At 68.9% G+C, this 16,490-nt stretch carries 14 protein-coding genes and 1 pseudogene; 9 read left to right on the top strand and 6 right to left on the bottom strand.

Annotated features, from left to right (window positions below):
* Positions 1-3: 3 nt before the first annotated feature.
* A complete protein-coding gene (gene ipdF / locus MVA01S_RS01125; protein ID WP_003930621.1) occupies positions 4-795 on the bottom strand; it encodes a (5R,7aS)-5-hydroxy-7a-methyl-1-oxo-2,3,5,6,7,7a-hexahydro-1H-indene-carboxyl-CoA reductase in 792 nt (263 codons plus the stop codon).
* Positions 792-1,943: an acyl-CoA dehydrogenase IpdE1 gene (ipdE1, locus tag MVA01S_RS01120; RefSeq protein ID WP_003930622.1), complete on the bottom strand. Its 1,152-nt coding sequence runs from the start codon at positions 1,941-1,943 to the stop codon at positions 792-794. Before ipdE1 ends, ipdF begins: the two co-directional genes overlap by 4 nt.
* 60 nt (positions 1,944-2,003) lie before the next feature.
* Between ipdE1 and fadD3 the strand changes: the two genes are divergently transcribed.
* Genes fadD3 through MVA01S_RS01090 form a run of 6 tightly spaced genes read left to right on the top strand, consistent with a single transcriptional unit; the run spans position 2,004 to position 8,920 of the window.
* Complete coding sequence (gene fadD3 / locus MVA01S_RS01115; RefSeq protein ID WP_003930623.1) at positions 2,004-3,533, top strand: 3-((3aS,4S,7aS)-7a-methyl-1,5-dioxo-octahydro-1H-inden-4-yl)propanoate--CoA ligase FadD3; 1,530 nt, start codon at positions 2,004-2,006, stop codon at positions 3,531-3,533.
* Between the two features lies 1 nt (position 3,534).
* Positions 3,535-4,659, top strand: a complete 1,125-nt coding sequence (locus MVA01S_RS01110; RefSeq protein ID WP_003930624.1) for an acyl-CoA dehydrogenase family protein — start codon at positions 3,535-3,537, stop codon at positions 4,657-4,659.
* A gap of 6 nt (positions 4,660-4,665) precedes the next feature.
* Complete coding sequence (locus MVA01S_RS01105; RefSeq protein WP_003930625.1) at positions 4,666-5,637, top strand: acyl-CoA dehydrogenase family protein; 972 nt, start codon at positions 4,666-4,668, stop codon at positions 5,635-5,637.
* Positions 5,634-6,575 (top strand): acyl-CoA dehydrogenase IpdE2, encoded by a 942-nt coding sequence (ipdE2, locus tag MVA01S_RS01100; RefSeq protein ID WP_003930626.1) that lies wholly within the window; start codon positions 5,634-5,636, stop codon positions 6,573-6,575. Before MVA01S_RS01105 ends, ipdE2 begins: the two co-directional genes overlap by 4 nt.
* Before the next feature lie 9 nt (positions 6,576-6,584).
* On the top strand, positions 6,585-7,739 hold the full coding sequence (locus MVA01S_RS01095; RefSeq protein WP_003930627.1) for a pyridoxal phosphate-dependent aminotransferase: 1,155 nt from the start codon (positions 6,585-6,587) through the stop codon (positions 7,737-7,739).
* Positions 7,727-8,920 carry an MFS transporter gene (locus MVA01S_RS01090; RefSeq protein WP_003930628.1) on the top strand — a complete coding sequence of 398 codons (1,194 nt, stop codon included), beginning with the start codon at positions 7,727-7,729 and terminating at the stop codon, positions 8,918-8,920. Before MVA01S_RS01095 ends, MVA01S_RS01090 begins: the two co-directional genes overlap by 13 nt.
* Here the strand turns inward: MVA01S_RS01090 and MVA01S_RS01085 are convergent.
* The 4 genes from MVA01S_RS01085 to xylA all read right to left on the bottom strand — a co-directional run bounded on the left by MVA01S_RS01085 (position 8,917) and on the right by xylA (position 13,427).
* The gene (locus tag MVA01S_RS01085; protein ID WP_003930629.1) at positions 8,917-10,194 is read right to left on the bottom strand and encodes a sugar ABC transporter permease; all 1,278 of its coding nucleotides are present in this window, start codon (positions 10,192-10,194) and stop codon (positions 8,917-8,919) included. The two genes, MVA01S_RS01090 and MVA01S_RS01085, sit on opposite strands and share 4 nt — an antisense overlap.
* A gap of 38 nt (positions 10,195-10,232) precedes the next feature.
* Positions 10,233-11,015, bottom strand: coding sequence for an ATP-binding cassette domain-containing protein (locus MVA01S_RS01080; RefSeq protein ID WP_003930630.1), 783 nt, complete (start codon positions 11,013-11,015; stop codon positions 10,233-10,235).
* A complete protein-coding gene (locus MVA01S_RS01075; RefSeq protein WP_003930631.1) occupies positions 11,015-12,094 on the bottom strand; it encodes a sugar ABC transporter substrate-binding protein in 1,080 nt (359 codons plus the stop codon). Before MVA01S_RS01075 ends, MVA01S_RS01080 begins: the two co-directional genes overlap by 1 nt.
* Before the next feature lie 109 nt (positions 12,095-12,203).
* A complete protein-coding gene (gene xylA / locus MVA01S_RS01070; RefSeq protein ID WP_003930632.1) occupies positions 12,204-13,427 on the bottom strand; it encodes a xylose isomerase in 1,224 nt (407 codons plus the stop codon).
* Positions 13,428-13,481: 54 nt separating this feature from the next.
* On the opposite strand from xylA, the gene MVA01S_RS01065 reads away from it, so the two are divergent.
* The 3 genes and pseudogenes from MVA01S_RS01065 to MVA01S_RS01055 form a co-directional block, all read left to right on the top strand.
* On the top strand, positions 13,482-14,696 hold the full coding sequence (locus MVA01S_RS01065; protein WP_081529059.1) for an ROK family transcriptional regulator: 1,215 nt from the start codon (positions 13,482-13,484) through the stop codon (positions 14,694-14,696).
* Position 14,697: 1 nt separating this feature from the next.
* A complete protein-coding gene (gene xylB, locus MVA01S_RS01060; RefSeq protein ID WP_003930634.1) occupies positions 14,698-16,092 on the top strand; it encodes a xylulokinase in 1,395 nt (464 codons plus the stop codon).
* A gap of 45 nt (positions 16,093-16,137) precedes the next feature.
* A pseudogene (locus tag MVA01S_RS01055) lies at positions 16,138-16,490 on the top strand (HNH endonuclease); the annotation flags it as partial.

The following is a 16,490-nucleotide window of genomic DNA, read 5'->3' as shown; positions in this document are numbered from 1 at the left end:
TGCTTATGCGCGCTGGCTCGACACCGAGATCACCTCGCCGGTCAGGTAACTGGAGTAGTCGCTGGCCAGGAACGCGATGGTGGCCGCGACCTCCCACGGCTCGGCAGCACGGCCGAACGCCTCTCCCTCGGCCAACCGGTCGAGCAGTTCGGAGCTGCTGGTCTTCTCCAGGAACTTGTGCCGGGCGATGCTCGGCGAGACGGCATTGATCCGAACCCCGTACTCGACGGCTTCGACCGCGCTGCACCGGGTCAGCGCCATCACACCGGCTTTGGCCGCGGCGTAGTGCGACTGCGAGTGCTGTGCGCGCCAGCCCAGCACGCTGGCGTTGTTGACGATGACGCCGCCGTGCGGCACGTCGCGGAAGTACCGCAGCGCGGCCCGGGTCGCCCGCATCACCGACGTCAGCGTCACGTTGAGGACGCGATCCCACTCGTCGTCGGTCATGTCGATGACCGGTGTCTGTCCGCCCAGACCGGCGTTGTTGACCAGAACGTCGAGGCGACCGGCCTTTTCGACCGTGCGAGCGATCAGCGCGTCGACGGCTTCGGTGGAGGTGACGTCACACACCACCGAGTCGACCTTGCCGAGGCCGAGCTCGGCGAGTTCGTCGCGGGTCTCGCCCAGCCGGCGTTCGTGGTAGTCGGAGACCACCACGTCGGCGCCCTCGAGCAACGCGCGCCGCGCGGTCGTCGACCCGATGCCGGTGCCGGCCGCGGCGGTCACCAGCACGACCTTGCCCTTGAGCAGGTCATGGCCCGCGATCTCAGTGGGCGCGATGGACAGATCGGTCATGAACCTTTGGCCTCCCGGGGCAGGCCGAGCACCCGCTCGGCGATGATGTTGCGTTGGATCTCGTTGGACCCGCCGTAGATGGTGTCCGAGCGGGAGAACAGGTACAGCCGCTGCCATTCACTGAACTCCCCGTCGGGCAGTGTCAGCCCCGCCATCCCTTCGACATCCATCGCGATCTCACCTAGCTCGCGATGCCAGTTGGCCCACAACAACTTTGAGATGTTGTCCTGCCCGGGCCTCTCGACGTCCATCGTCGCCAGGGCGTAGGACCGCATCGCCTTCAGCCCGGCCCACGAGCGGACCAGTCGTTCCCGGATCAGGGGATCGTCGGCGGCACCCGTCTTCTTGGCCAGCTCGACCAGGTTGGAATGCTCACGCGCGTAACGGATCTGCTGGCCGAGGGTAGACACGCCGCGCTCGAAGGTCAGCGTCCCCATCGCGACCCGCCAGCCGTCGCCGGGTTCACCGACGACGAGATCGGCGGCGGTGCGCGCGTTGTCGAAGAAGACCTCGTTGAACTCCGAGTCGCCGGTCAGCTGGATGATGGGCCGGATCTCGACCCCGGGCTGCTGCAGCGGCACCAGCAGGTAGGACAGGCCGGCATGGCGTTTGGAGCCCTTCTCGGTGCGCGCCACCACGAAGCACCACTGGGCCCAGTGCGCCAGGGACGTCCACACCTTCTGTCCGTTGAGGACCCACTCGTCTCCGTCGAGCACCGCAGTGGTCGACACGTTGGCCAGATCGCTGCCTGCGCCCGGCTCGGAGTAGCCCTGCGACCACAGCTCGGTGACGTCGAGGATCTTCGGCAGGAAGCGCTGTTGCTGCTCCGGCGTGCCGTAGGCGATCAGCGTCGGGCCGAGCAGCTCCTCGCCAAGATGGTTGACCTTGTCCGGCGCGTTGGCCTTGGCGTACTCCTCGTAGAACGCGACGCGGTGCGCAACCGACAGGCCGCGTCCGCCGTGCTCTTCGGGCCACCCCAGACAGGTCAGCCCGGCGGCGGCCAGATGCCGGTTCCATTGCAGCCGTTCCTCGAAGGCCTCGTGCTCGCGGCCGGGCCCTCCCAGGCCCTTCAACGCGGCGTATTCGCCGACCAGATTCTCGGCGAGCCAGTCGCGGACCTCAGCCCTGAACTCCTGGACCTCTATCACCCCTGTAGGGTAGCCTACCAAGCACTTGCTTGGGTACTCGATCCCCTGGAGGAGCGTTCGATGACGAAGTCCGCGCGGACCACTCCCGCGGTGCTCGACCGGATCGCGCGCGAGTTGCCCGACCACGCCGCCGTCGTCACGGCCGACAGGGCTCTGACCTACGCCGAACTGCGCTCCGAGGTCCGACAGGCGGCCGCAGCGATGATCGAGCTGGGCATCGAACCGGGCGACCGGGTCGCGATCTGGTCGCCCAACACCTGGCACTGGGTCGTCGCCTGCCTGGCCGTCCACCACGCCGGCGGCGTCCTGGTCCCGCTCAACACCCGCTACACCGCCGGTGAGGCCGAGGACATCCTGGCCCGCACCTCCGCGCCGCTGCTGTTCGCGTCCGGGGAGTTCCTCGGCGCGGACAAGGCCGCCAGTGTCGACCGCGACGCGCTGCCTGCGCTACGCCATGTCGTCCGCATCCCGATCGAGAAGGCCGATGGAACGTGGGACGAGTTCGTCTCGCGCGGCAGGGATCTGGCGGCGGTGGACGAGCGCGCCGCGACCGTCACCGACGACGACGTCTCCGACATCCTGTTCACCTCCGGCACCACCGGACGGAGCAAGGGCGTGCGCTGCGCACACCGCCAGTCGCTGGACGCGTCAGCCGCGTGGGCGGCCTGCGGGCAGGTTTCGTCCGCCGACCGCTATCTGTGCATCAACCCGTTCTTCCACAACTTCGGCTACAAGGCCGGCATTCTGGCCTGCCTGCAGACCGGTGCCACGCTGTTCCCTGAGCTGACGTTCGATCCGGAGAAGACGATGCGCGCCGTGCAGCAGCACGGCATCACGGTGCTGCCGGGGCCTCCGACGATCTACCAGACGCTGCTGGATCACCCGAAGCGCACCGAATTCGACCTCAGCTCACTGCGTTTCGCAGTCACCGGGGCGGCCACCATCCCCGTCGTGCTCATCGAACGGATGCAGAACGAACTCGACATCGACATCGTGCTGACCGCGTACGGGCTGACCGAGGCCGCGGGTTTCGGCACGATGTGCCGCGCCGACGACGACGCGGTGACCGTCGCGACGACGTCGGGGCGCCCGATCGCGGACTTCGAGCTGCGCATAGGCGAACAGGGCGAGGTCCTGCTGCGCGGACCCAACGTGATGCTGGGCTACCTGGACGATCCCGACGCCACCAGCGCCGCGATCGACGAGGACGGCTGGCTGCACACCGGCGACGTCGGCGAACTCGATGCCGCCGGGAACCTGAAGATCACCGACCGGCTCAAGGACATGTACATCTGCGGCGGGTTCAACGTCTATCCGGCTGAGATCGAGCAGGTGCTGGCCCGGCTGGACGGGGTCGCCGAGACTGCGGTGATCGGCGTCCCCGACGAGCGACTCGGCGAGGTGGGCAAGGCATTCGTGGTCAGGCTGCCCGGCGCCGAGCTTGACGAGAAGACCGTGATCGACCATGCGCGAGAGCATCTCGCGAACTTCAAGACCCCGCGGAGCGTCGAGTTCCTCGACGCGCTCCCGCGCAATCCGGGCGGCAAGGTGGTCAAGCCACTGCTCCGCCAACACAGTGAGAGGGCCTGAGTTGGACCTGACCTTCGACGACGCCACGTGCGAGTTCCGGGCCGAGGTGCGTGAGTTCCTCGCCGCGAACAGGGACGCGTTCCCGACCAAGTCCTACGACACCGCCGAGGGCTTCGAACAGCACCGCCATTGGGACAAGGTGCTTTTCGACGCCGGACTGTCGGTGATCACCTGGCCGGAGAAGTACGGGGGCCGCGACGCCACACTGTTGCAGTGGATCGTCTACGAGGAGGAGTACTTCCGCGCCGGCGCCCCGGGCCGGGCCAGCGCCAACGGCACCTCGATGCTGGCACCGACGCTGTTCGCGCACGGCACCGAAGAGCAACTGGACCGGATCCTGCCCAAGATGGCCAGCGGCGAGGAAATCTGGGCGCAGGCGTGGTCGGAACCGGAATCCGGCAGCGACCTGGCCTCGCTGCGGTCGACGGCGACCAGGACCGACGGCGGCTGGCTGCTCAACGGGCAGAAGATCTGGAGCTCTCGGGCGGTGTTCGGCGAGCGCGCGTTCGGGCTGTTCCGGTCCGATCCCGAGGCGCAGCGTCACAAGGGCCTGACGTACTTCATGTTCGATCTGAAGGCCACGGGCGTGACGGTCCGGCCGATCGCTCAGCTGGGCGGCGACACGGGCTTCGGTGAGATCTTCCTCGACGACGTCTTCGTGCCCGACCACGACGTGATCGGCGGCGTGCACGAGGGCTGGCGGGCCGCGATGAGCACCTCCAGCAACGAGCGCGGCATGTCGCTGCGCAGCCCGGCCCGCTTCCTCGCACCGGCCGAACGCCTTGTCGCGCAGTGGAAGGACAACCCCGACCCGGCGTTCACCGACCGGGTGGCCGATGCCTGGATCAAAGCGCAGGCCTACCGGTTGCACACGTTCGGCACCGTCACCCGGGTCGCCGGCGGCGGTGAGCTGGGCGCAGAGTCCTCGATCACCAAGGTGTTCTGGTCCGACCTCGACGTCGCGCTGCACCAGACCGCGCTGGACCTGCGGGGCGCCGACGGCGAGCTCGTCGATTCGGTGACCGAAGGTCTGCTGTTCGCGCTCGGCGGACCGATCTACGCCGGAACCAACGAGATCCAGCGCAACATCATCGCCGAGCGACTCCTGGGCCTGCCCCGAAAGTAGACGAACGTGAACTTTGAGATCGACGATCAGCAGCGCGATTTCGCGGCCAGCATCGACGCCGCACTGGCCGCCGCAGACGTGCCCGCCGCGGTACGGGCCTGGGGCGACGGCGACCTCGCCCCCGGCCGCAAGGTGTGGGCGCAACTCGCCGACCTGGGGGTGACCGCGCTGATGGTCCCCGAGAAATTCGACGGCATCGACGCGCACCCGGTGGACCTGGTGGTGGCGCTGGAACGGCTCGGCCGGTGGAACGTACCGGGCCCGGTCGCCGAATCCGTGGCGGTGGCCCCGATACTGCTCGCCGACCAGGAGGACTGGGCCGACCGCAGCGCCGCGCTGGCCGCCGGCGACCTGGTCGCGACCGTCGCCGCGCCCCCGCTCGTTCCCCGCGCCGTCAACGCCGACGCCGCCGGCCTGGTCCTGCTCGCCGGCGACGGCACGGTGTGCGATGCGACCGCGGCAAGCGAGCACGAGTCCGTCGATCCGAGTCGAAAGCTGTTCGAGGTCAACGCCTCCGGTGAGACCCGGACCGCGGACGTGGCGCGCGCGTTCGAGTTCGGCGCGCTGGCCACCTCGGCGCTGCTCGTCGGCGCCGCGCAGGCGATGCTGGACGCGTCGGTGGAGTACGCCAAGCAGCGCAGCCAGTTCGGCACGGTCATCGGCACCTACCAGGCGATCAAGCACAAGCTGGCCGACGTGCTGATCGCCGTCGAGTTGGCCCGGCCGCTGGTCTACGGCGCGGCGCTGTCGCTGGCGGATGGAACGCCAGACACTGCCCGCGATGTCAGCGCCGCCAAGGTCGCGGCTGCGGATGCCGCGCTGCTGGCTGCCCGCTCGTCGCTGCAGACCCACGGTGCGATCGGATTCACCCAGGAACATGATCTGTCGCTGTTGCTGCTGCGGGTGCAGGCCCTGCGCCCCGCATGGGGCGATCCGACGTGGCACCGGCGGCGAGTGTTGGAGGAACTGACGAGATGAGCGAAGAACGGGATCTGCTACGCGACACCGTCGCAGCACTGGTCGAGAAACACGCATCACCGGAAGCGGTCCGCAAGGCCGCGGCTTCCGAAAAGGGATACGACGAAGCGCTGTGGAAGATGCTGTGCGAGCAGGTCGGCGCCGCGGCACTGATCGTGCCCGAGGAACTCGGCGGCGCCGGCGGCGAACTTGCCGACGCCGCGGTGGTTGTGGAGGAACTCGGCAAGGGCTTGGTTCCGACGCCGTTGCTCGGCACCACGCTGGCCGAGCTTGCGCTGCTCTCCGTCAGCGAGCCTGACGAGGACCTCCTGGGAGGCCTGGCCGAAGGCACGTCGATCGGGACCGTGGTCTTCGACCCGGGATACGTCCTGAACGGCAACGTCGCCGACGTCGTGATCGCCGCCGACGGCGACACGCTGACCCGCTGGACCTCGTTCACCGCGACCCCGGCGGTCGCCATGGACATCACCCGGCCCCTGGCCGCTCTCGAGGCCGCACAGACCTCGCCGCTGGGTGCCGATCCCGGCCTGGCCGACACCGCGGCGATCCTGCTGGCCGCCGAACAGATCGGCGCCGCGACGCGCTGCCTGGATCTCACCGTCCAGTACACGAAGGACCGCGTGCAGTTCGGCAGGCCCATCGGCAGCTTTCAGGCGCTCAAGCACCGGATGGCCGATCTGTACGTCGCTGTGCAGTCTGCCAAGGCCGTCGTCGACGAAGCGGTGACCGACCCGTCGCCGACGTCGGCGGCGCTGGCACGCCTGGCCGCCTCCGAGGCGTTCTCGGCGGTGGCGGCCGAGGCCGTACAGATGCACGGCGGCATCGCCATCACCTGGGAGAGCGACATCCAGCTGTACTTCAAGCGGGCGCACGGCAGCGCGCAGCTTCTCGGGCCGCCGCGGCAGCAGCTGCGCCGGCTCGAATCCGAGGTGTTCTAGCCTGGCGAGGTGACTCCTTCGCTGCGCTCGGGTATTCCGCCGTTCTATGTGATGGACGTGTGGTTGGCCGCGGCCGAGCGCCAGCGCACCCACGGTGACCTGGTCAATCTCTCGGCGGGACAGCCCAGCGCCGGGGCGCCGACGGCGGTGCGCGAGGCCGCCGTGGCGGCGCTGAACCGCAACGAGCTCGGCTACTCCGTCGCGCTCGGCATTCCCGAACTACGCGCCGCGATCGCCGACTCGTACCAGAAGCGACACGCACTGGCGGTCGACCCCGACGACGTCGTCATCACGACCGGCTCGTCGGGTGGATTCCTGTTGGCTTTCCTGGCCTGCTTCGACCCCGGGGACCGGGTGGCGATCGCCAGCCCCGGATATCCGTGTTATCGCAACATCCTGACCGCGCTCGGCTGCGACGTGATCGAGCTGCCCTGTGGCCCCGAGACCCGGTTCCAGCCGACGCTGCAGATGCTGCAGGCGCTGGACCCGCCGGTGTCGGGAGTGATCGTCGCGAGCCCCGCCAACCCGACCGGCACGGTGATCCCGCCCGAGGAACTCGCGGCGATCGCGTCGTGGTGTGAGAGCTCGGGGGTCCGGCTGATCAGTGACGAGGTCTACCACGGGCTGGTGTATCCAGGTGCCCCGGCGACCAGCTGCGCATGGGAGACCTCCCGGGAGGCCGTTGTGGTGAACAGCTTCTCGAAATACTTCGCGATGACGGGGTGGCGGCTGGGTTGGCTGCTCGTGCCGCAGGAGCTCAAACGGGCGGTGGACCGGTTGACCGGCAACTTCACGATCTGCCCTCCGGTACTGCCCCAACTGGCCGCCGTGTCGGCCTTCACCCCGGAGTCCATCGCCGAGGCCGAGGCGCTCCTCGACATCTACGCCGCCAACCGCACACTACTGCTCGACGGGCTGCGCGCGATCGGCATAGACCGGCTGGCCCCGACCGACGGCGCGTTCTACGTGTACGCCGACGTGTCCCACCTGACCACCGACTCGCTGGCCTTCTGCTCGACGCTGTTGAACGAGACCGGGGTCGCCATCGCGCCCGGAGTCGACTTCGACACCGTGCGGGGAGGCACATTCGTGCGGTTGTCGTTCGCGGGCCCGCCCTCGGACCTGGAGGAGGCGTTGCGGCGCATAGGGGCATGGCTGGGCTGACGCCCACAGCCCAGCGGGCGCCGTTGCTGGCTGCCGGGTTCACGACGGCCTTCGGTGCGCATGCGGTCGCGGGCACGTTGGGCACCACCACCACCGGCACCGCGGCATCACTGCTGACACTGGGTGCCCTGCTGGCGATCTACGACGGCGCCGAAGTCGTCCTCAAACCGGTCTTCGGGACCCTTGCCGACCGGATCGGCGCGCGCACCGTGCTGATCGCCGGGTTGCTGGTCTTCGCCGTCGCCTCGGCTGCCTATGCGGTGGCCGACGACACCGCGTGGCTCTGGGCCGGACGTTTCGGACAGGGTGTGGGCGCCGCGGCGTTCTCCCCTGCCGCGTCAGCGCTCGTGGCCCGTCTGACCCCGGCCGGCGCCCACGGTCGCGCGTTCGGCACCTACGGCTCCTACAAGTCGATCGGCTACACGCTGGGGCCGCTGGTGGGCGGCGTGCTCGTCGCCGTGGGCGGGATGCGCACGCTGTTCGCGGTGACGGCGGTGCTCGCCGCTCTCGTCGCCGTGTGGGCAGCTGTGTCGGTGCCCGCACTGAAGCCGCTCCCCCGACAGCGGCAGACCCTGCTCGACACGCTGCGCCGGTTCTCCGAATCATCCTTCGTCACACCGACTCTCGCACTCGCCTCGGCCAGTGCGGCACTGGCGGCCGGCGTCGGATTCCTACCTGCCGCAGGCACGCATGCCGGCCTGTCGCCCGTCGTCACCGGAGCCGTCGTTTCCGTGCTCGCGCTGACCACGGCGCTCGTGCAGCCCGCCGCCGGCCGCGCACTCGACTCGGGACGGATCACCGTCACCACGGGCATCACGGCCGGGGGGCTTCTCACCGCAGCGGGACTGGCCGCCGTGCTGATCCCCGGGGTGGCGGGCCTGCTGTGCGCCGCGGTCGTCATCGGGCTGGGTTGCGGGCTGATCACACCGCTGGCGTTCACCATGCTGGCCCGGTCCACATCTGAAGGACGGCTGGGTCAGACCATGGGCGCCGCAGAGATCGGCCGTGAATGCGGCGACGCCGCAGGTCCGCTGCTGGTCGCCTCCGTCGCGGCCGCGACCAGCGTGCCGCTGGGCTTCCTCGGGCTGGCCGCGCTCGTGACGCTCTCGGGCGTGGCGACGTTCGGTGTGAATCGCGTCCGCGGCGGCACCGATGAGACCCGTTCCGGCCCAGCGGGCTAACTCAATCCCGTCGACGAACGCCGGCGGCGCGAGATCGCGTCGACGCTGGCGGCCAACAGCAGCACGCCGCCGGTCACCAGGAAGTTGATGTACGACGACTGGTTGAGCAGACCCAGGCCGTTGGCGATGGTCGCGACCACCACCCCGCCGATCACCGCGTCGATCGCCCGGCCCCGGCCACCGAACAGGCTGGTACCGCCGATGACCGCCGCTCCCACGGCGTAGAGCAGCGTATTGCCCGCGCCCGACGAGGCCGACACCTTACCCGCGTACGACGCCGCGATGATGCCGCTCAACGCGGCCAGCGACGAGCACACGACGAACACCGACACCCGGATGCGGTCCACCGGGATACCCGCGCGGCGTGCGGCTTCGGCGTTACCGCCGACGGCGTAGATGTGCCTGCCGTAGGACGTCCGCTTGAGCACCACGGTCATCGCGATCAGCAGCACCAGGATCAGCGGCAGCACATAGGGGATCCCCCGGATCTCGGCGCTGGCGTTGACGCTGCGGTTGACACTCATCACGTACGTCACGCCGAGCACCACCGCGGCCACGGCGGCCACCCTCATGACCACCACACCGACCGGTGGGTGGGCCAGTTGCAGGGCCAGCTTGCGCTGGTACTGGCCGAACTCCAGCGCGGCGAATCCGATCACCACCACCGCGGCGATCGTCCAGCCGACGGTGACCGGCAGGTTGCTGATCGTCAGCCCGCGGATCACCGGATTGTCGACGCGCACCGAGCCGCCCTCGCCGATCAGCTTGAGGGTGACGCCCTGCAGTCCGAGGAAGAACGCCAGCGTGACGACGAACGACGGGATGCCGAGCTTGGCGCGCAGCAGGCCGATCGCGAGCCCGATGACTGCGCCGCAGGCGATCCCGGCCGCCATCGCGACCCACCAGGGCCAGCTCATGTTCACCACGGCCAACGCCATCGCGCAGGCCGCCACCCCGCCGGCGACGCCGGCCGACAGGTCGATGTCGCCGAGCAGCAGCACGAACACCAGGCCCATCGCCAGCACGCAGATCGACCCGGCCTGGGTGATGAGATTGGCGAGGTTCAGCGCGGACAGGAACCGGTCGTTGGCCAGGCCGAAGACCACGAACAGCACCACCAGGCCGAGGAAAGCCGGTAGGGATCCCATGTCCCCGCCGCGGACCCGTTGCAGGTATCCGCGTACCGCGTCGCCGAACGTGTCGTCGGTGCGCTGGTCATCCGAGAACCCGGACTCGGCCGTAGAGAGCCCGGATTCGGTGCGGACAGTGGTCATTTCGAGCGCCTCATCTGTGTCTCGGGGTTGGACGGGGTTCACATCGACTCGGCGGCTTCGGCCGGGGCCAGGCCGAGGTTGCCCGATCGGCCGGCCGTGATGAGTTCGACGACCTGGCCGTGGGTGACGTCGGAGGCCTTGACCTCCGCGGCCACTCGTCCCAGGTACAAGGCGCAGATCCGGTCGGCGACCTCGAACACGTCATTCATGTTGTGCGAGATCAGCACAACGCCGAGACCGCGTTCGGCAAGTCCGCGCACCAGCTCGATCACCTGCCGGGTCTGCGCCACACCCAATGCGGCCGTGGGTTCGTCGAGCAGGACCACCTTGGAGTTCCACAGCACAGACTTGGCGATGGCCACGGTCTGCCGCTGGCCTCCCGACAGGCTGGACACCGGCTGGCGCACAGATTTCACCGTCCGCACCGACAGCGAGGTCAGCGCGTCGCGGGCCATCGTCTCCATCCGTGCCTCATCGAGCATCCCGCGGCTCTTGAGTTCCCTTCCCAGGAACATGTTCTCGACGATGTCGAGGTTCTCGCACAGCGCCAGATCCTGGTACACGACCTCCACGCCCAGCGCGGACACGTCGTTGGGGGTGCGCACGCTCACCGGTTCGCCCTCGAACAGGTAGGTGCCCGTGTCGATCGGGTGGATCCCGGCGATCGCCTTGACCAGGGTCGACTTCCCGGCCCCGTTGTCCCCGACCAGCGCGGTCACCTGGCCGGGGTATACGCAGAAGTCGACATCGTGCAGCACGTGGACGACGCCGAAACTCTTGTTGACGCCCCGTAGTTCGAGGATCGGCGGGTGCGGTTCCATCACATGCCTGCGGCGGTGCACGCCGCGGCGAACTGCCCGGTGCACACCTCGTCCTTGGACTGGCCACCGTCGTCGAAGACGACGTTGATGTTGTCCTTGGTGATCGACTGCGGCATCAGCAGCACCGAGGGCACGTCACGGCCGCCGGTGTCGTCGCGTGAGGTGCCGGTGGTCTCGGGCTGTTGGCCGTTGGCGAGCGCGATCGCGGCATCGGCGAGCGCGGCGGCCTCTTCGGTGGCCGACTTGTAGACCGTCATGCACTGGGTGCCGGCCAGGATGTTCTGCAGGCCTTCCACCGTCGCGTCCTGCCCGGTCACCGGGACCTGGCCCGCGCGCTTGTTCTTCTCCAGGATCGAGATCACCGATCCGGCCAGACCGTCGTTGGCGGCGTACACGCCGTCGACGCGGCCGTCGGCCGCGGTGTAGAGCTGCTCGAAGATCGTCACCGCCTTGTCGTTGTCCCAGTCGGGGACCGCCTGCTCGCCGACGATCGTGATCGACGGCGTCGCGTCGACGACCGAGTGCGCGCCGGTGCTGAACAGCGTCGCGTTGTTGTCGGTCGGAGAACCGTTGAGGAACACCACGTTCGCGGGGCGTCCGGCCAGACAGTCGACGAGCCCCTGGCCCTGCAGTTCGCCGACCTTGGTGTTGTCGAACGACACGTAGACGTCCGCCGAACCGCCCAGCGTCAGGCGGTCGTAGTCGATGGTCTTCACACCCTGCGCGGCAGCCTTCTGCTGGATCGACGCACCGCTGTCGGAGTCGAGGTTGACGATGGCCAGCACGGTGACGCCGTCGGCGATCATGCCGTCGGCGATGGTGGCCATGGTGTCGGCCGACCCCTCCGCGTTCTGGATGGTGTAGTCGACGCCGGCGTCGGTGAACGCGGCCTCGAGCGCGGGCCGGTCCTTGGTCTCCCAGCGGACCGACGACTTGGTGTCGGGCAGGATGACCCCGATCTTGCCGCCGCCCTGGGCGGCGGTGGACCCCGAACCCGAGTCCGAGTTCGACCCGCATGCGGTCATGGTCAGGCCGACTCCGACCACCGCGGTGACGAGCAGGCTGCTGGTGCGCTTCACGAAGATCCCTCCGGACGACTCGTAACGATCATTTGTTGTGCCTCTCGACATATACCGTGATCCAGATCACTGCCGGGCGGGATTTGCCCGTTCCGGCCCCGCCTCGGGCTCACCGGGCGCCCATCAGGTGCTCGATCGCCAGCTGATGGAGGGCCACGAAGCCGCAACCCTTTCCGCCGAAGTACGCGTCGGTGTCGAAGTTCTCGTAAGCGGTCGGGTCGGCCAGCAGGTCGGCGTAGGTCTCGCCGTCGGCGAGGGTCGGGCGCCGCAGGTCGGCCACCTTGGCTGCGGCCATGGCCTCCTGGACGGCCGGATCGGCGCGGAACGCCGCAGCGCGCTCCCTCAGCAGCAGGTACATCCGCATGTTGGCGGCCGCGGAGGCCCAGACGCCGCTGCTGTCCTCGGTGCGGCTGGGCTTGTAGTCGAAGTGGCGGGGTCCGTCATAGCTGGCCGAACCGTCCGGTCCGCCGTGCTCAAGCAGGTCCACCAGCGAGAACGCGTTGACCAGGTCTCCGTGACCGAACACCAGGTCCTGGTCGAACTTGATACCGCGCTGACCGTTGAGGTCGATGTGGAACAGCTTGCCGCTGTAGAGCGCCTGGGCGATCCCGTGGGCGAAGTTCAGCCCGGCCATCTGCTCGTGGCCCGTCTCGGGATTGACCCCGACCATCTCCGGATGTTCCAACGTCTCGATGAACGCCAGTGCGTGCCCGACGGTGGGCAGCAGGATGTCGCCGCGCGGCTCGTTGGGCTTGGGCTCGATGGCGAACCGGATCTCGCTGCCCTGATCGATCACATACTGGCACAACAGATTCAGTGCCTCCCGGTAGCGCTCCAGCGCGGCCTGGACGTCTTTGGCCGAGTCGTACTCGCTACCTTCGCGCCCACCCCACATTACGAAGGTCTGGGCGCCGAGTTCCGCGGCGAGATCGACGTTGCGCAGCACCTTGCGCAGCGCGTAGCGGCGCACTCCGCGGTCGTTGCTGGTGAAGCCGCCGTCTTTGAACACCGGCTGGGTGAACAGATTCGTGGTCACCATGGGCACCACCAGACCGGAGGCGCCGAGTGCGGCGTTCACGCGGTCGATTGCCCGCCGGCGCTCGGCATCGGAGCTACCGAAGGCGAACAGGTCGTCGTCGTGGAAGGTCAGGCCGTACGCGCCCAGTTCGGCCAACCGTTCCACGGCCTCGACCGGGTCCAGCGCGGGCCGGGTGGCGACGCCGAACGGATCGACGCCGGGCCATCCGACGGTCCACAGACCGAACGAGAATCGGTCCTCACGTTTCGGGATGAGCGTTTCGGCGAGGGCGCGGCCGGATTCGAGCACAGTCATCGGGATACTCCAAACAGCAAGAAGCTATGATTTTGTTCTCTTCTCGAACTTATGATGTGGTCTACGACACTGTCAAGGCCGAATGTGAAGGAGGCGTGCACGGTGAAGGCGACGCACGGCAACCGTGCAGTGCGAGTGGGGACGAGCACCGACGACGTGCGGCGACGGAACCTGTCCAGTGTTCTCACCCTCGTGCACCGCCGGCGGGCGATCAGCCGCGCCGAACTCACCCGGCACACCGGCCTGTCGCGCTCCACCACGAAGGACCTCGTCGAGGAACTGGTGACCAAGGGCCTGGTCGAGGAATCTCCCGGACCACCGATTGCACAGGTCGGACGTCCGAGCCCCATCGTGCGCCCGGGCAATCGCGTGGTCGCCGTGTCCGTCACGCCCGAGGTGGACGCCGTCACCGTGGGACTCGTGTCCATGGGCGGCCAGGTATGCAAGGTGGTCCGCTGCCCCACCGACCGGATACCGACGCCGACCGACACCGTGACCATCGCGGCCGAGGCGATCGGCGCCATTCGGCGCAGTCTGGGCACCGATCAGGAGGTGACAGCCGTCGGCGTCGCGGTTCCCGGGCTGGTGCACGGCCCCGAGTCGACGGTCCAGCTGGCCCCGAACCTCGATTGGCATGACGTCGAGATCGGCCAGATGCTCAGCACTGCCACGGGATTACCGGTCTACGCGGCCAACGACGCCAATGTCGGCGCCAACGCCGAATACCTCTTCGGGAATCACCACGACACCGGACACCTGATCTATGTCAACGGTGGCCCGAGCGGCATCGGTGCGGGATTCGTGGTCGCGGGCGGACTGCTGGAGGGAGTCGCCGGGTATGCAGGCGAACTCGGGCACACCTACGTCGGTGGCGGCGAGCAGTGCCACTGCGGCAGCGTGGGTTGCCTGGAGACGGAGGTCATCCAGGCCCCGCTGACCAGGCTGCTCGCCGAATTGGACGGTGCAGGATCGGGACGCCCGAGCGGCGCCGAGCTCGATGTCCTGAACCGCCAGGCCCGGGCACTGGCCGTCGCACTCGGCAACGCGGTTAACATGTTGAACCCCGGACTGATCGTCCTGGGCGGTTTTCTGCGGGTGTTCTGTACCTACGCCGGGACAGTGCTCCGCCAGGAGCTGGCACGGCGCAGCATGGCCGCGCCCCGAGATCTGGTTCGGGTCGTGCCCGCCACGCTGGGCGCGGACACATTGGTCATCGGCGCAGCGGAATTGGCGTTCGCGCCGGTACTGGCCGACCCGGGAGGGCTCTGATATGACACTCGTCGCAGGTATCGACTCGTCGACCCAGTCGTGCAAGGTGGTGATCTGTGACGCCGACACCGGTCGGCTGGTGCGCACCGCGACGTCACCGCACCCTCGCGGCACCGAGGTCCACCCCGGGCTGTGGTGGGAAGCGCTACAGCAGACGATCACGTCCGCCGGTGGCTTCGAGGACGTGGCCGCCGTCTCGGTGGGCGCGCAGCAGCACGGCATGGTGTGCCTCGATGAAGCCGGGCAGGTTGTCCGAGATGCCCTGTTGTGGAACGACACTCGCTCCGCTGAAGCTGCGACGCAACTCATCGACGAGCTTGGTGGGCCTGATGCGTGGGCGAAGCGTGTCGGGGTGGTCCCGGTCGCCGCGATCACTGCGACCAAGCTGCGGTGGTTGGCCGATCACGAACCGCAGCACGCCGACGCCACCGCGGCGGTGTGCCTTCCCCACGATTGGCTGACGTGGCGGTTGACCGGCTCATCCGACCTGGCCGACCTGCGTACCGACCGCAGCGATGCGAGCGGCACCGGTTATTACTCGGCCGAGAGCGACGAGTACCAGTACGACCTGTTGGCACTCGCCCTGCGGGGTCGGATCCCCACGGTGCCCGGGGTGCTCGGCCCGCGGGAGTCCGCAGGCGCGACACCGCAGGGTGTTGTCCTCGGGCCAGGTGCGGGCGACAACGCCGCAGCCGCACTGGGTTTGGGCGCGACGGACGGTGATTGCGTGGTGTCGCTGGGGACGTCCGGAGTGGTCAGCGCGGTGGGGCACGCGGCGCCGCATGACCCCGAGGGCATCGTGGCCGGCTTCGCCGACGCGACCGGCCGGCAGCTGCCCCTGGTGTGCACGCTCAACGGGGCGCCGGTGCTGGCCGCGGTCGCGGAGATGCTGCGGGTGGATTTCGACGAGTTCGACCGGCTCGCGCTGTCGGCACCCGCCGGCGCTGACGGCCTCGTGCTGGTGCCGTACTTCGAGGGCGAACGCTCCCCCAATCTGCCGAACGCCACTGGCGCGCTACACGGAGTCACGACGCGGAACCTGCACCCCGCCAACATCGCCCGGGCAGCGGTCGAAGGACTGCTCAGCTCGATGGCGTTCTGCATCGACAAGATCCGCGACCAGGGAGTCGATGCCCGCCGGATCATCCTCATCGGCGGTGCCGCGCGGTCCGAGGCGGTGCGGCGCATCGCACCCGCCGTCTTCGGCACCCCGGTGCAGGTACCGACGCCGGCCGAGTACGTGGCCCTGGGGGCGGCCCGCCAGGCAGCCTGGGTGCTCTCGGGTCAGCAGGAGCCACCGAACTGGTCTGTCGGCGATACGGCCCGTTACGAGGCCGATCCCACACCGCAGGTGCTCGACCAGTACCACTCCGCGGCGCCGCTGACCTTGCGGTAGGCGGCTTGTCGGAACTTGTCGGCGCCTGTTGGTAGCGTCGGGTACATGTTCGAAAGTTTGTTCGATGTTTCGGAGTCGGCCGGTGAGGCCGAGCTACGGGCGGTCGTGGAGCGGTGTGAGGCGGTGAAGTCGGCGGCTGCGGCGGCCCAGGCGCGGGCCACGGCGTTGTGGGCGGCACGGCGCCGCGCCGCTGAGGAGGCCGCCGGTGTGCCGGCCGCCCGGCGTGGGAAGGGGTTGGGGGCGGAGGTGGCGTTGGCCCGCCATGACGCCCCGGTCTGTGGGGGCCGGCATCTGGGGTTCGCGCAGGCGTTGGTGGCCGAGATGCCGCACACGTTGGCCGCGCTGGAGTGCGGGGCGCTCTCGGAGTGGCGGGCCACCCTGGTCGTGCGGGAATCGGC

This window comes from Mycolicibacterium vaccae NBRC 14118 = CIP 105934 (assembly GCF_001552715.1).
Lineage (GTDB): Bacteria > Actinomycetota > Actinomycetes > Mycobacteriales > Mycobacteriaceae > Mycobacterium > Mycobacterium vaccae.
Note: the sequence above shows the minus strand (reverse complement) of the source record. Positions and strands in the feature narration are given on the sequence as shown.